We start from the raw sequence: 15,040 nt of genomic DNA, 5'->3' as shown, positions 1-15,040 counted from the left end.
CCGCCCGGTGCTCTCATCGATCCATGGACCCCAACACCGGTGCCGGACCCGACGGCCACGGCGCGCCCGTCGGCCGGCGCCTCGTCCTCGGCATGCTCGGTCTCGGCGCGGGCGCGATGGCCGCGGCCCCCTGGCTCCAGGGCCGGCTGGAGGCCGCCCTGGGCGCGGTGGCCGACAAGGACCCGACGGGGGTGACCGGACTCCTCCCCAACGGCGGCGGCTTCCGCTATTACTCCGTCACCTCCTCCGTGCCCCACAAGGACGACGGCAACTACCGCCTCACCGTCGACGGACTCGTCGACAAGCCCGGCGCGTACCGCCTCGCCGATCTGCGCGCGCTGCCGCAGACCCGCCTGGTGCGCGATGTCCAGTGCGTCACCGGCTGGCGGGTACCCGAGACCCCGTTCGAGGGGGTGCGGCTGTCGACGCTGCTCGACGCCGCCGGGGTGCGCCGAGGGGCCAAGGCCGTCCGCTTCACCTGCTTCGACGGCGCGTACAGCGAGAGCCTGACCCTCGACCAGGCGCGGCGGCCGGACGTGCTGGTCACGCTGAAGCTGCGGGACAAGCCGCTCGGCCACTCCCACGGCGGGCCGGTGCGGCTGTACGTGGCGCCGATGTACTTCTACAAGTCGGCGAAATGGCTCTCCGGTATCACCGTCACCGATGAGGTGCGGCCCGGCTATTGGGAGGAGCGGGGCTATGACGTCGACGCCTGGGTCGGCAGGTCGAACGGACGCGACGATGACCCCACCGCCTGAGACGACGCCACCGTCCGAGATGACCCCACCGCCTGAGCGGACGGCGGCCCCTCCGCCACGGGCCGACGACCGGGACGGCGGGTCCCGGGTGCTCCGGTTCAGCCCCGCCGAGCGCTGGATCCACCGCACCACGGCCCTCCTGCTGGGCGCGTGCGTGCTCAGCGCGGCCTGTCTCTACCTGCCCGCGCTCGCCGAACTCGTCGGCCGGCGCGCCCTCGTCGTCACCGTTCACGAGTGGACCGGCATCCTGACGCCCCTCCCGGCCCTGCTCGGCCTCGTCTCCCGCGCCTTCCGCGCCGATCTCAGCCGCCTCAACCGCTTCGGCCCGCACGACCGCCGCTGGCTGCGCGCGGCGCTGCGGCGCGACCACCGGCACCAGGAGCGCCCGGCGGGGAAGTTCAACGCCGGGCAGAAGCTGTACGCGGGGTACATCGCGGGCGCGGTGCTGGTGATGGCGGGCACCGGGCTGCTGATGTGGTTCACCGGTCTGGCCCCGCTGGTGTGGCGCACCAGCGCCACCTTCGTCCACGACTGGCTGGCGCTGGCCATCGGCATCGTCCTGCTCGGCCACATCGGCAAGGCGCTCGCCGATCCGGAGGCCCGGCGCGGGATGCGCACGGGCCGGGTCGAGCGGGCGTGGGCGGCCCGGGAGCACCCGCTGTGGCGTACGGACGAGGACGCGGGGGAGAGCCGCGAGCGCTGAACCGCTCAGCTCGCGGGAGCGCCGAGGGCGCCGGGAGCGCCGCGTCCCCGGGGGCCTCGGCACGCCCGGACGGTACGCCCGGACGGTACGCCCGGGACGGTACGCCCAGGCCACCCGGGACGGCCACCCGGACCGGGCGCGGGGCCCCAAACCGGTGGCCACGAACGCCGCGTCCGCTGAACCCGTGACACCCGGTGCCATGATTCGTCGCATGCGACACAAAGGTGTAAGAACATCCGTTATGCGGCTTTGGCTGCATGCCGCCGTATGCCTCGCGGTGATGCTTCCGCTGAGTGGATGCCGCATGTTCGAGTCCCCGCTGCGGCGCGGGGGGCTCTGGGTGAACCCGGACAGCCCCGCCGCCCGGCAGGCTCATGAACGGGAACACGAGGGGAAGAACGGCGACGCCGCGCTCATCCGGCAGATCGCCCAGCAGCCGGTCGCCGAATGGTTCGGCCCCGCGCCGCCCCGGGAACGGGCCCGCTCCATCACCGAGTCGGCGGCGCGGACCGGGTCCACCCCGGTTCTGGTGGCCTATCACATCCCGTACCGCGACTGTGGGCGGTACTCGGCGGGCGGCGCGCGGAACCGCACGGACTACCGGTGGTGGATCGAGCAGTTCACCCTCGGTATCGGCGATCGCAGGGCGATCGTCGTCCTGGAGCCCGACGCGGTGGCCCAGCTGGTCGACGGCTGTGTGCCGCGCAGGCTGCGCAAGGCCCGGCTGGAGATGCTCCGCGACGCGGTCGCCCTGTTCGCCGCGCTGCCCCGCGTCCAGGTGTACCTGGACGCCGGGAACCCGGGCTGGATCAAGAATCCCGCCCGGCTGGTGCGGCCGCTGCGCGAGGCCGGTATCGAGCAGGCGGACGGCTTCGCGCTGAACGTCTCCAACTTCCAGCCGACCCGCCGCACCAAGGCGTACGGCCACCGGCTCTCCACCGCCCTCGACAAGGCCCACTTCATCATCGACACCAGCCGCAACGGCAACGGTCCGCTGCGGGCCCGCGGCGCGGCCCGGCACGGCATCCGGGCGCGGGACTCCTGGTGCAACCCGCCGGGACGGGCGCTGGGCGAGCCGCCCAGCACCCACACCGGGGACCCCCTCGTGGACGCCTATCTGTGGATCAAACGGCCCGGGGAGTCCGACGGCACCTGCAACGGCGGCCCTCCGGCGGGCCACTGGTGGACCAAGTACGCGCTCGACCTGGCCCGTAACGCCCCCCATCGCCGCTGAGCGCTCCGCTGGAAGTGCCGCGATGCGTCGTCGGCCGTCTGCGGCGCCGTCGTGGCTGGTCCCACGCGGCGGAGCCGCATATCGACACAGCCGCGCGGCGGAGCCGCACATCGGCACAGCCCCGCGCCCCTTCGGGGCGCTGCCCGAACCAGAGCGGACTTCCTCCGATCTGCTCAGGAGACATCCGACGGATCGTGACGCCCGCGGCGGGCCACGCGGCGGAGCCGCATATCGGTGCTTCCCTCTCCCCGCCCCCTTCCCAATACCGGGGCTCCGCCCCAGGCCCCGGGGCCCGGCGCGGAGCCCCTGCCACGCGGCGGAGCCGCATAAGGATCCTTCGGTGTCGCGCAGGGGCTGGCCGCGTCGCGCGCCGTCGGCACCGTGCCATGCGCCGGACGCTTCCGCTCGCGGCGCAGCAGCCCCACCGACCAGATCGCCACCGGAGCCAGACACAGGGCCAGGGCGAGCACCGCCCAGGTCCGCATCACCGCATGGGTGTGCCCCAGGAAGAACGAGCCGACCAGCGAAGAGCCGAACACCCCCGCCCACAGCAGATGGATACGGAACGTGGAGAGCCGGTCGGGGCTGGACGAGTCGCCCTTGGGCGTGACCACGAACCGGCTGGTGCGCCGCAGCACCGCGTCGCACAGCGACTTGGCGTAGATCGGGGCGGACAGCGCCGAGAGCACCATCCCGGCCAGCCCGCCGGAGCCCTCCGGCTCGTGCGGGGAGACGTTGTGCCGGCGGTTCCAGATGTACAGCCCGATCTGGAGCATCGCCGCGTCGCTGTAGAGCATCATCCACATCTCGGCCGGGATGTGGAGCCCGGCGGCGCCCAGCACCAGGAACAGCGCGCACGACAGCGCGGAGAGGAGCCAGTTGACCGCGGTCATCGGGTAGTACGCGATCATCAGCGAGTAGTTCAGCAGCTTGCCCGGCGACAGGGTGAACGGGCCCTTCCAGAACTGCTTGAGCACGGTCTCGTAGGTGCCGCGGCTCCACCGCATCTGCTGGGTGAAGAAGTCCGTCCAGGTGCTCGGCCCCTCGCCGACCGCGAGCACATCGGGGGTGTAGACCGAGCGCCACTTCTTCCCGGTCGCCGGGTTGCGGTGGCGGTGCAGCTCGAAACCGGTGGCCATGTCCTCGGTGATCGAGTCGTACAGCCCGCCGATCGAGCGCAGCGCGCTGATCCGCACCGCGTTGTTGGTGCCCACGAACATCGGGCCGCCATAGGCGTTTCCGGCCCGCTGGATCAGCGCGTGGAAAAGGAACTGCTGGCTTTCGGCGGCCTTGGTGACCGGGGTGTCGTAATTCCCGTAGACCTGCGGGCCGACCACGAAGGCGATATCCGGATCCCGGAAGTAACCCAGCATGCGCTCCAGGAAGTTGGGCAGCGGTACGTGGTCGGTGTCCACACACGCCATGAATTCATAGCCGTCGCCGTGCGCGTCCAGCCAGGCGTTGTAATTCCCGTGCTTGGTCCGCGCCCGGAAAGCGCCCTTCGGCTGATTCCACTTCTCGACGCCCTTGCGCGAGAAGTGCCGTACGCCCAGCCGCTTGCACAGCGCCTTTACCTCGTCGTCGTCCCCCTCGTCGAGCAGCCAGACGTCCAGCGGCCCGGTGTGCCGGATCCGCACCGCCCCCTCCAGCGTGGCCCGGACCATCGCGATCGGCTCCTTGCCGGGCACGAAGCTGGTCAGGAACGCCACCCGGGTCCCAGGCTCGGCCACCACCGGCACCGGGTCCCGCGCCACCAGCGTGGCATGGGCGTTGGAGACGACCGTGAACAGGCGAAACCCCTCGATCAGCGCGATCGAGACCAGCATCGCCAGGTCCGCCGCCCGCTGCCACCCCGGTGCGTAGTCGCGCTCCACCCAGTGGTCCGGGTGCAGCAGCCACAGCAGCAGCACCGCCGAGCACACCGGCGCCGCGCACAGCAGCAGCGCGGCGCGGAACCGGTGCGGCTCCTGCGCCAGCAGGCTCCGGCAGCGCACCCGGTAGGGGCGGTCCACCGGGGCCTTGGCCAGCGGGCCCGCCAGTTCGCTGTACCGCTTGTACTCGTACACCGGGGTGGGACGGCGGTGCGGGACGCGGGAATCCGACGCGGTACGCGCGGGCGGCGGCCCGGCTACGGCGCGTGCGGTGGTTTTCCGGGGGGAATCTCTGACGGGGGTCGGTGCAGACATCTGGGCACTCCCGCGGGGCTGGCTCGAACCGAATGTCGCGCCACGATGACCCATACGGGCCATATTCTTCAGGTCATCGCGCGAGATGAGAAGGTAACAATCCCATGGGGCATGAGCGTGCACATCGGATATTCGGCGCGCCTTTGTTGACGGTCCGTAAGGCATCCACTCCGACGGCCCAGCGGCGCGCGTCTTACGTGATTTACATCCCGCCGTCTGGCAGGGTCGGCACCGATCGAAGCCCATCGGAATACGGAGGATGGGGCGCAGTCGCCCGATGAGAGTCCTGCACATCATCTCCCGCCTCGGGGCCGGAGGAGCCGAACAGCAACTGCGGCTGCTGCTGCGCCATATGCCGGTGCGCTGTGACGTCATCGCCCTCTCGGGCCCCGGTGCCACCGCGCACGGCATCCGCGCGGACGGCATCCCGGTCACCCATCTGCCCCTGGACGGCGGGCGCGAGCGGCAGCTCACCACCGTGCCCAGGCTGGTGCGGATCATCCGGTCCGGCGGCTACGACCTGGTGCACACCCATCTGTACCGGGCCTGTGTGCTCGGCCGGATCGCCGCCCGGCTGGCCGGGGTGCGGGCGGTCATCGCCACCGAACACAGCCTGGGCGAGCGGCGGATCGACGGCCGCCCGCTCAACGCCGCCCTCCGCGCCCGCTATCTCGCCGCCGAGCGGCTGGGCTCGGCGACCGTCGCCGTCTCGGCCGCCGTCGCGGACCGGCTGCGCGACTGGGGCGTGCCCAACCGCCGGATCCATCTGGTGCCCAACGGGATCGACGCCCGCCACTTCCGCTTCGAGCCGACCGCCCGGGCGGCCGCCCGCGCCCGCCTCGGCATTCCCGACCGGGCCTTCGTGGTCGGCGGGGTGGGCCGGCTGGTGGCGGACAAGCGGTTCGACACGGCGGTACGGGCCGTCGCCGAGGTGCCGGACACCCGGCTGCTGCTGGTCGGCGAGGGCCCCGAGCGTCCCGCCCTGGAGGACCTGGCCGCCCGGCTCGGCGTGGCCGACCGGGTCCGGCTGCTGGGGGAGCGGGACGGCGCGGTGGCCCCGGCCGACGACCGGCCCGCGGGGCTGCCCGCGCTGCTGGCCGCCATGGACGTGCTGGTCTCGCCGTCCGCCGAGGAGGCGTTCGGCCTCGCGGCACTGGAGGGGCTCGCGGCCGGGCTGCCGGTGCTGCACACCGTCTGCCCCGCCCTCGACGAGCTGCCCGACGGCGCCGCGCCCGGCGCCCGCCGTATCGCCCCCGGCCCGGCCGCCCTCGCCGCCGCCCTGCGCGCGCAGGCCGCCCAGGGCCCGCTGCGCTTCCCGGTCCCGGACGCCGTCGACCGCTACGACATCGCCCGCGGCGCCCGCCGCCTGATGGACCTCTACGACCGCACCACCACCTGCGGCCCGGACGGCTGCCTGCGGGTGCCGCCCGCCAGCCGCATGCCACGGCGCGGCGCACCCGCGGGCTGAGCGGGCCCCCGCGCCCCGCGCCCCGGCGTGCGCCTCTCCCGGTTCGCGTTTCGATGTCCGAAGGGCGCCTGTCTTCCGCGAGGCGTCAGGGGAGTGGCTGTTCGGTCCAGATGCACTTGCCGGTGGGCGTGTAGCGGGTGCCCCAGCGCTGGGAGAGGGCCGAGACCAGCTGGAGCCCGCGCCCGCCCTCGTCGGTCTCCGCGGCATGCCGGATCCGGGGCGTGGTCAAGGAGCAGTCGGTCACCTCGCAGATCAGCCCCTCGCCGCGTAGCAGCCGCAGCCCGATGGGTCCCTTGCCGTGCCGGATCGCGTTCGCGACCAACTCGCTGACCAGCAGTTCCGTGATGGGGGTGAGGGAAGCCAGCTTCCAGTGGGTCAGCTGGTCCCGGACGTGATCGCGCGCCTCGCCCGCGGCGATCGGCCCCTCGGACAGCGGCCATGCGGCGATGTGGTCGGAGGCGAGCGCATGGGTGCGGGCGATGAGCAGCGCCGCGTCATCGGCGGTGAGCTGCTTCTCCGGCAGCAACTCGGCCAGCACCTCGTCGCACAGCCGCTCCAGCGACGCGTTCCCGCCCCGGTCTCCGTCCCCCCGGTCTCCGTCCCCCCGCTCTCTGTCGCGCCGGTCTCCGTCGCGCCGGGTGTCTCCCGGGCCGGGTGCGCGGGTCGCGCTGGACAGCGCGCTCGCCAGGTGCCGCATCCCGCGGTCGATGTCCCGGGCGGCGGATTCCACCAGACCGTCGGTGTACAGCACCAGCAGACTGCCCTCCTCCAGACTCACCTCGGTGGTCTCGAACGGCGGCTGGGCCGCGCCCAGCGGTGGATCGGGGGCGCCGCCGGCGAAGCGGACCGGGTGGCCGGGGCGTACGACGGCCGGCGGCGGATGTCCGGCGCTGGAGAAGACGCAGGTGGCGCGGGCCGGGTCGTACACGGCGTACAGGCAGGTCGCGTAGAGGTTGTCCCCCAGGTCGCTCACCAGGTCATTGAGGCGGGTGAGCAACTCGGCGGGCGGAAACTCCAATTCGGCCAGGGTGTTCACGGCGGTGCGCAGCCGGCCCATGGTGGCCGCCTCGGACAGCCCGTGCCCCATCACATCGCCGATGACCAGGGCCACCCGGGCGCCGGACAGCGGGATCACGTCGTACCAGTCACCGCCCACCTCGATGCCCTCGCTGGCGGGCAGATAGCGTGCGGCGGTGGTGACCGAGGACAGCGACGGCAGAGCGCGTGGCAGCAGCCCCCGCTGGAGCTCCTTGGCCCGGGTGTGCTCGATGTCGTACAGCCGGGCGCGCTCGATGGCCTGCCCCATCAGCCCGCTGAGCGCGGTGAGCAGGGCCCGCTCCTCCGCGTCGAGCCGGCGCGGCTCGGCGAAGGCGACCACCGAGCAGCCGATGTTCCGGCCGGAGACGATCAACGGCAGAAAGGCCCATGCCTGCTTGTGCGCCGCGGCGGGCCGCCCGGCCATGGCGGGGTAGCGCGCGGTGTACTCCTCGGCCGACTCGACGAAGGCCGGCGCCCCGGTGTAGTACACCTCCGCGACCGGCGACACATCAAGGATCGACGCCCCGTCGATCGACTCCAGGAAGGGCTGCGGATAGCCGACGGCCCCGGCGATCCGGATCACGCTGCCCTCGATGAGCTGCACCACGATCCCCGAGGCGCCGAACGGCGGCAGCACCCGGTCGGCGATGGCGTTCACCACGTCGCGCATCGTCAGCGCCTGCGCGAGGGCGTCGGTCAGCTCGCCGATCCGCGCGGTGCGCTCGGCCGCCGCGCGCTCGGCCGCGGCCCGCTCAGCCTCGCGCGCCCGGCTCGCGGTGATGTCGGCGGCGTAGACGGTGAGACCGTTCGGCACCGGGACCAGCCGCATGGAGTACCAGCGCTGATCGGTGGGCCAGCGCACCTCGAACCCGACCGGGGTGCCGCTCTCGGCGGCCCGCCGGTAGCGGCTCCGCAGGTCCGGCTCCGCGTCGTCGACGCGCAGCCGCGCGAAGGCGTCCCACAGGGTCCGGCCGAGAGTCGTCCGGGAGGCGCCGAGCAGCCGCTCCGCCTCGCCGTTGACGAAGGTGACGCGCCAGTCGCTGTCGACCGCGAAGAACGCGTCGCTCATGTGCCAGAGCGCTTGGCTGACCTGGTCGTCCGCCATCAACGTGCGGGTGCCGCCCCGGTCCTGGTCCCGGTCTTGGTCCTGGCCCTGGTCCTGGTCCCGGTCCTGGACCCGGCCCCGGCCCTGGTCCTGGACCCGGCCCTGGTCCTGGTCCTGGTCCTGGACCCGGCCCCGGTCCTGGCCCCGGCCCCGGCCCCGGTCCTGGGTCTGGTCCCGGTCAGGCGGGTCCCCTCGCAGCCGTGGGGCGGCCCACGCGGCCAGCGCCTCGACGGCCGCCCACCGCTCCGGTGCGGGCCGCTCGGCCGGGACCATCAGCACCGACAGCGCGCCGGTGACCTCCTCCGGAGTGATCAGCGGAACCGCCAGCAGCCCGCTTCCGGCGGGCAGCGCCGGGCCCGTGCCGTCCCCGGCGCCGGGGGCCGGCGCCCACACCGGTGTGCCCTGGGCCATCGCGCGGGCCGGGGCGCTGGCGCCGTTGGGCTCGACCTCCTCCCAGTCCCGGGCGACCGTACGGATCAGCCCGTGCACCGCGGCGAGCAGCAGCGGCCGGGCGCCGGTGCCGCGCAGATGCGCCATGCCGCCGAGACCGCCGGTCTCCGTCACGGCGTGGTCGAGCGCGAATCCGAGCAGATCGGGGCCGCTCAGGCCGTTACCCGCCTCAGTGATCATGCGGATTCGCGTGGCGACGGCCACATCCATGCCCATGGGGAAAATTTACTCCCTTGGGAGCATATGTACGGGAGTGTGCCGGGAGGTGTCCGGCGGATCGTGGGGCCTCCGGCGGCTTGCTCCCCTCCCCGCCCCTTCCCGATTCCTGGGGCTCCGCCCCAGCCCCCGAAACCGGGGCTCCGCCCCAGCCCCCGAAACCGGGGCTGCGCCCCTGGACTCCGCGATCGGGGCTGGGTCCCTGGCCTTGCGACTGGGGCTGGGCCCGGTTCCCGCAGTCGGGGCTGCGCCCCAGACCCTGCACCCGTGCACCCGGGGCTCCGCCCCTGGCCTCCGCGACCGGGGCTGCGTCCCTGGCTTCGTGACTGGGGCTGGGCCCGGTTCGGGCAGTCGGGGCTGGGTCGCAGGCTCTGCGACCGGGGCTGGGCCCCCGTTGCCGCGACCTGGGCTGCGCTCCTGGACCCCGCGACCGGGGCTGCGTCCCTGGCTTCGTGACTGGGGCTGGGCCCGGTTCCCGCAGTCGGGGCTGGGTCCCCGGCTCTGCGACCGGGGCTGGGCCCCCGTTGCCGCGACCTCGGCTGCGCCCCTGGCCTCCGCGACCGGGGCTGCGTCCCTAGCTTCGTGACTGGGGCTGGGCCCGGTTCCCGCAGTCGGGGCTGGGTCCCCGGCTCTGCGACCGGGGCTGGGCCCCTGTTGCCGCGACCTGGGCTGTGCCCCTGGACTCCGCGATCGGGGCTGCGTCCCTAGCTTCGTGACTGGGGCTGGGCCCGGTTCCCGCAGTCGGGGCTGCGCCTCAGACCCTGCACCCGTGCACCCGGGGCTGCGCCCCAGGCCCCTGCAATCGGGGCTCTGCCTGCCCCTGGCCTCACGACTGGGGCTGGGTCCCGTTCCCGCGACCTGGGCTGCGCTCCTGGCCCCCGCGAACGGGACTGCGCCCCAGACCCTGCGGGCTCTACCCCTGACCCCCGCGACTGGGGCTGGGCCCCGGTTCCCGCAGTCGGGGCTGCGCCTCAGACCCTGCACCCGTGCACCCGGGGCTGCGCCCCAGGCCCCTGCAACCGGGGCTCCGCCCCCAGACCCTGCAACCGGGGCTGCGCCCCACAACCCCGGGGTTCAGGGGCGGAGCCCCTGGTATCGGGAAGGGGCGGGGAGGGGAAAACATCGATGCGCGGCTCCCGCGCGTGGTCCCCCGGACACCCCGTAACGAGTCGCGCGGCGGCGGTCGACCAGGGGCAGGGGCAGGGGCGGCGCGGGGCCAGGCGGGGGGTGTGCTGCGGCGGGCGGGGCCGGGCAGGGGGCATCACGGTGCGCCACTGCTCCCAGTCGCGTTCGTGAACATCTCGGCCTGCTCGCGGACGTACTCCCGCACCCCGGTCGCGGGCCTTCCCGTGATCGTCTCGATGTCGTCGGTCCAGCGGTCGTAGCGGTTCTCCGCGTGCAGCCGCGCCATCGTGGCGAGGTGGTCGAAGAGGTGGTCGGACAGGCCCAGCGCCTTCAGGTCGTGGTTGACCCAGGCCTCGTAGGAGACGTCCACATAGGCGACCGGCCGGCCGAGCGCTACGGCGAACTCCTCGGCCATGGTGGTCATGTCGATCGAGGCCGGGCCGGTCAGATGGTAGGTCCTGCCGATGTGCGAGGAGGGGTTCACCAGGATCTCGGCCACCACCGCGGCGACGTCCCGCGCCGCGACCGGGGCGGTGCGCCCGGCGCCGAACGGCAGCCGGATCGTGCCCTCCTCCGCGATGGAGCGGTGGGCGAAGGCCGTGAAAAGCGGGTTCTCCATGAAGATGGTGGGCCGGAGATGGGTGACGGGCAGGCCGGACCAGTTGAGCGCCTGCTCGGCCAGCCAGTGCTCCCGCTGCTGCGTCGACTCCGAGGCGCTGGTGAGATCCATCTGGGAGACCGTCATCTGCGACATGTTGACCAGCGCGTCCAGCCGCGCGTAGTCGCGGGCGACCGCCGCCGTGGTCATCGTGGCCTCGAGGTACTTCGGCGAGACGCTCATGCCGAAGTACATCCGACCGCAGCCGTACAGCACCCGGACCACATCCGGGGCGCGGGTCAGATCGCCCGCCACCACCTCCGCGCCCGTGGCGCGCAGGGCCTCGGCCCGCTCGTCCTCGCGGTGGACCATGGCGCGCACGGGCAGCCCGCGCCGGCGCAGCTCCTCCACCACGGTGCGGCCGACGGCCCCGACGCCGCCCGCGGCGCCGGTCACCAGGATCGGTGGATCGGGCACGGCTAGGACACCAACTTGTCGAGGGTGATGGGCAGTTCGCGGATCCGGGCACCGGTCGCGTGGTGCACGGCGTTGCCGATGGCCGCGGCGGTGCCCGTGATGCCCACCTCACCGAGGCCCTTGGCCCCCATGGGGTTGGTGTACGGATCGGACTCGTCCAGCCAGTGGGCCTCGATCGTGTGCACATCGGCGGCGGAGGCGATGTGGTACTGGGCGAAGTCCTGGTTGACCACATGGCCGAACCGCGGGTCCAGCACGCTGTGTTCGTACAGCGCCATCGAGATCCCCTGGGTCATGCCGCCGATCAGCTGGGAGCGGGCCGTCTTGGGGTTGATGACCCGGCCCACGTCGAACATCCCCAGCAGCCGTGCCACCCGCACCTCGCCGGTGTCCTCGTCCACCCGTACCTCGGCGAACTGGGCGCCGAAGCTGTGCATCGCATAGCGCTCGGCCTCCGGATTGCCGCCGGGCAGCTCCGCGGTGACCTCCAGCCCCTCCGGCGGCGCGATACCGCCGTGCTCGGCCTGGAGCCGGGCCCGCAGCCGGTCCGCCGCCTCCCAGATCGCGGTGCCCCAGCTGTTGATGCCCGCCGAGAACCCGGCGCCCGACGCGGTCGGCAGCGCGGTGTCCCCGATCCGCATCTCCACCTGCCCTACGGGTACGCTCAGCGCGTCCGCGGCGATCTGGGTGAGCGCCGTCCAGGTGCCGGTGCCCAGGTCGGCGGCGGCGATCCGGACCGTGTAGTGGCCGTCCGGGGCGAGCCGGATCGTGGCCGCGTTGCCGGGGAAGCGGGGCGAGGGGTACGTCGAGGCGGCCATGCCGGTGCCCACCAGCCAGCGGCCCTCGCGCCGCGACCGGGGGACCGGGTCGCGGTGGTCCCAGCCGGCCCGGCGGGCGCCCTCGCGCAGACAGGCCGTCAGATGGCGGCTGGAGAACGGCAGCCCGGACTCCGGGTGCGCCTCCGGCTCATTGCGGATCCGGAACTCCACCGGGTCGAGACCGCAGGCGATCGCCATCTCGTCCATGGCCGACTCCAGCGCGTACATCCCCTGCGCCTCGCCCGGCGCCCGCATGATCGTGGGCACCGGGACATCCAGCGGGGCCAGCCGGTGGGTGGTGCGCCGGTGCGGCGCCGCGTACATCATCCGGGAGCATACGGCCACCTGCTCCGCGTACCCCTTGGCCTTGGCGGTCTGCTCGATCACCTCGTGGGAGAGCGCGGTGAGCCTGCCGTCCCGGCCGGAGGCCAGCCGGATCCGCTGGATCGACGCCGGGCGGTAGCCGACCAGGGCGAACATCTGCTGCCGGGTCAGGGAGAACTTGACCGGCCGCCGGACCATCCGGGCCGCCATCGCGGCGAGCACGGCGTACGAGTGGGGGTAGACCTTCGAGCCGAACGCGCCCCCGACATGCGGGGAGATCACCCGCACCCGCCCCGGTTCAAGACCCAGCACCCCGGAGATCAGGGCCTGGCTCGTGGAGGGGCCCTGGGTGGAGCAGCGCACGATCAGCTCACCGTCCAGCCAGGTGACCACGGCGGTGTGCGGCTCCATCGGGTTGTTGTGGTACATCGGCGTGGAGTAGGTGGCGTCCACCATGATCGGCGAGGCCGCCAGTGCCGTGTCCGCGTCCCCGAGCACGCTGTCGGCGGGCGAGCCGTCCTGGAGCTCTCCGCCGCCCGAGCCGAAGGCGGCGGCGTGCACCGGGGAGTAGAGGTCGTCGCGGTCGGCGCGCAGCACCACATCGGGGGGCCGGCTCTCGTAGTCCACGCGGACCAGCCCCGCCGCGCGGCGCGCGGTCTCCAGGCTCTCGGCGACCACCGCCCCGATGAACTGGCCGCGCCAGGCGACCTCGTCGGACTGCAGCACCGCGAGCTCCGGATCGTCCGGGCGGGTCAGCGTGGGGGCGTTGAGGTGGCTGAGCACCGCCAGCACCCCCGGCTCCGCCTCCGCGAGCGCGCTGTCCACCCCGGTGACCCGCCCGGAGGCGATCGTGGACTGCAGCGGATACAGATAGACCGGCTGGTCGAGGGGCCATTCATAGGCATAGGTGGCGGTGCCGGTGACCTTCTGCGCACCGTCGATACGGTCCATCGGGGTGCCGATGGCGCGGGGGCGGGCCGTGACGTCGCTCATCGCGCCTCCTCCAGCAGCTCCAGCAGGGTGGCGACCATCGTGTTGCGGGCGAGCGGGACCTTGAAGGCGTTGCCCGGCAGCGGCCGGGCCCCGGCCAGCTCGGCGGCGGCCGCGTCCACGAAGCTCTCCCGCGTGGCGGGCGCGCCGCGCAGCACCGCCTCGGCCGTGGTGGCCCGCCAGGGCTTGTGCGCCACCCCGCCCAGCGCGATCGCTACGTCCCGTACCGCCCCGTCGGTGACCTCCAGCGCGGCGGCGACCGAGACCAGCGCGAAGGCGTACGAGGCGCGGTCGCGCACCTTGCGGTAGCGGGAGCGGGCCGCGGCGTGCGGGGGCGGCAGCTCCACCCCGGTGATCAGCTCACCGCGCTCCAGGACGGTGTCGCGGTCGGGGGCGTCCTCCGGCAGCCGGTGCAGCTCGGTCAGCGGGATCCGGCGCTCGGCGGCCGGGCCGGCCACCGTCGCCACCGCGTCCAGCGCGGCCAGCGCGACGGCCATGTCGGAGGGGTGGGTGGCCACGCAGGCGGGGGAGGCGCCCAGGATCGCCATATCGCGCTGGTAGCCCTCCACCGCCGAGCAGCCCGAGCCCGGTAGGCGCTTGTTGCAGGGGGTGGTGACGTTCTGGAAGTACGGGCAGCGGGTGCGCTGGAGCAGATTGCCGCCGGTGGTGGCGAGGTTGCGCAGCTGGCCCGAGGCGCCCGAGAGCAGCGCCTGGGAGAGCACCGGATAGCGCCGCCGGACCCGCGGGTCGGCGGCCAGATCGCTGCCCGTCACCGCCGCGCCGATCCGCAGGCCCCCGTCGGGCAGCTCCTCGATCCGGTCCGAGGTCAGCCGCCGGACGTCGATCAGCACCTCCGGGGTCGTCACCTCAAGACGCATCAGATCGACCAGATTGGTGCCCCCGGCCAGATAGGCCGCCTCGGGCTCCTTCACGAGGGTGGCGACGGCCGCCGGCACCTCATCGGCGCGTTCGTAGCGAAAGGGCTTCATCGGTGCGCCACCTCCGCGATCGCCGGGACGATGTTCGCGTACGCGGCACAGCGGCACAGATTGCCGCTCATCCGCTCGGCGATCTCCTCGTCGTCGAGCACCACATCGGTGGCGCCCGGGTCCTTGCTCACGGCGCTGGGCCAGCCCTGCCCGGCCTCCTGGAGCATCCCGGCCGCCGAGACGATCTGACCGGGCGTGCAGTAGCCGCACTGGAAGGCGTCATGGGCGATGAACGACCGCTGGAGCGGATGCAGCTCACCGTCGGTGAGCCCGGCCGCCGTGACGATGTCCGCGCCCTGGTGGGCGACGGCGAGAGCCAGGCAGCCGAGGATCCGGCGGCCGTCGAGCAGCAGGGTGCAGGCGCCGCACTGTCCGTGGTCGCAGCCCTTCTTGGGGCTGGTGTTCCCCAGCTGTTCGCGCAGGGCGTCCAGCAGCGTCGTACGGGTGTCGACGGTGAGGCGGTGCTCGGTCCCGTCCACGCGGAGGTCGATCTCGAGGTCCATGGTCCCTACCCTTGATCGTCGTCCTTCGGAACGTCACGCGGCACCCCCATTCTGGGAC

At 73.4% G+C, this 15,040-nt stretch carries 10 protein-coding genes; 4 read left to right on the top strand and 6 right to left on the bottom strand.

Annotated features, from left to right (window positions below; all coding sequences use genetic code 11):
* The first annotated feature begins 23 nt into the window (after positions 1-23).
* From IEJ02_RS13930 to IEJ02_RS13920, 3 genes are all read left to right on the top strand, one after another.
* Positions 24-758 (top strand): molybdopterin-dependent oxidoreductase, encoded by a 735-nt coding sequence (locus IEJ02_RS13930; protein WP_191065151.1) that lies wholly within the window; start codon positions 24-26, stop codon positions 756-758.
* Positions 759-777: 19 nt separating this feature from the next.
* Entirely contained in the window at positions 778-1,461 is a 684-nt protein-coding gene (locus IEJ02_RS13925) for a cytochrome b/b6 domain-containing protein (protein WP_275559238.1), read from the top strand.
* A gap of 304 nt (positions 1,462-1,765) precedes the next feature.
* Positions 1,766-2,695: a glycoside hydrolase family 6 protein gene (locus IEJ02_RS13920; protein ID WP_223863780.1), complete on the top strand. Its 930-nt coding sequence runs from the start codon at positions 1,766-1,768 to the stop codon at positions 2,693-2,695.
* Between the two features lie 173 nt (positions 2,696-2,868).
* On the opposite strand, the gene IEJ02_RS13915 is transcribed toward IEJ02_RS13920, so the two are convergent.
* Positions 2,869-4,881, bottom strand: a complete 2,013-nt coding sequence (locus IEJ02_RS13915; RefSeq protein ID WP_223863779.1) for a glycosyltransferase family 2 protein — start codon at positions 4,879-4,881, stop codon at positions 2,869-2,871.
* Positions 4,882-5,158: 277 nt separating this feature from the next.
* Between IEJ02_RS13915 and IEJ02_RS13910 the strand changes: the two genes are divergently transcribed.
* Positions 5,159-6,349, top strand: coding sequence for a glycosyltransferase (locus IEJ02_RS13910; protein ID WP_191065148.1), 1,191 nt, complete (start codon positions 5,159-5,161; stop codon positions 6,347-6,349).
* A gap of 85 nt (positions 6,350-6,434) precedes the next feature.
* On the opposite strand, the gene IEJ02_RS13905 is transcribed toward IEJ02_RS13910, so the two are convergent.
* The 5 genes from IEJ02_RS13905 to IEJ02_RS13885 form a co-directional block, all read right to left on the bottom strand.
* Positions 6,435-9,158, bottom strand: a complete 2,724-nt coding sequence (locus IEJ02_RS13905) for a SpoIIE family protein phosphatase (protein ID WP_223863778.1) — start codon at positions 9,156-9,158, stop codon at positions 6,435-6,437.
* Between the two features lie 1,261 nt (positions 9,159-10,419).
* Positions 10,420-11,358: an NAD(P)H-binding protein gene (locus IEJ02_RS13900; protein WP_191065147.1), complete on the bottom strand. Its 939-nt coding sequence runs from the start codon at positions 11,356-11,358 to the stop codon at positions 10,420-10,422.
* Positions 11,359-11,360: 2 nt separating this feature from the next.
* Positions 11,361-13,493 (bottom strand): xanthine dehydrogenase family protein molybdopterin-binding subunit, encoded by a 2,133-nt coding sequence (locus tag IEJ02_RS13895; protein WP_191065146.1) that lies wholly within the window; start codon positions 13,491-13,493, stop codon positions 11,361-11,363.
* Positions 13,490-14,479 (bottom strand): FAD binding domain-containing protein, encoded by a 990-nt coding sequence (locus IEJ02_RS13890; protein WP_191065145.1) that lies wholly within the window; start codon positions 14,477-14,479, stop codon positions 13,490-13,492. The genes IEJ02_RS13895 and IEJ02_RS13890 overlap by 4 nt, the downstream gene beginning before the upstream one ends.
* On the bottom strand, positions 14,476-14,982 hold the full coding sequence (locus IEJ02_RS13885) for a (2Fe-2S)-binding protein (RefSeq protein WP_137977293.1): 507 nt from the start codon (positions 14,980-14,982) through the stop codon (positions 14,476-14,478). The genes IEJ02_RS13890 and IEJ02_RS13885 overlap by 4 nt, the downstream gene beginning before the upstream one ends.
* Positions 14,983-15,040: the final 58 nt, after the last annotated feature.

Source organism: Streptomyces sp. 5-10 (assembly GCF_014712245.1).
Taxonomy (GTDB): domain Bacteria; phylum Actinomycetota; class Actinomycetes; order Streptomycetales; family Streptomycetaceae; genus Streptomyces; species Streptomyces violaceusniger.
This window is presented reverse-complemented; position numbering and strand designations above follow the sequence as displayed.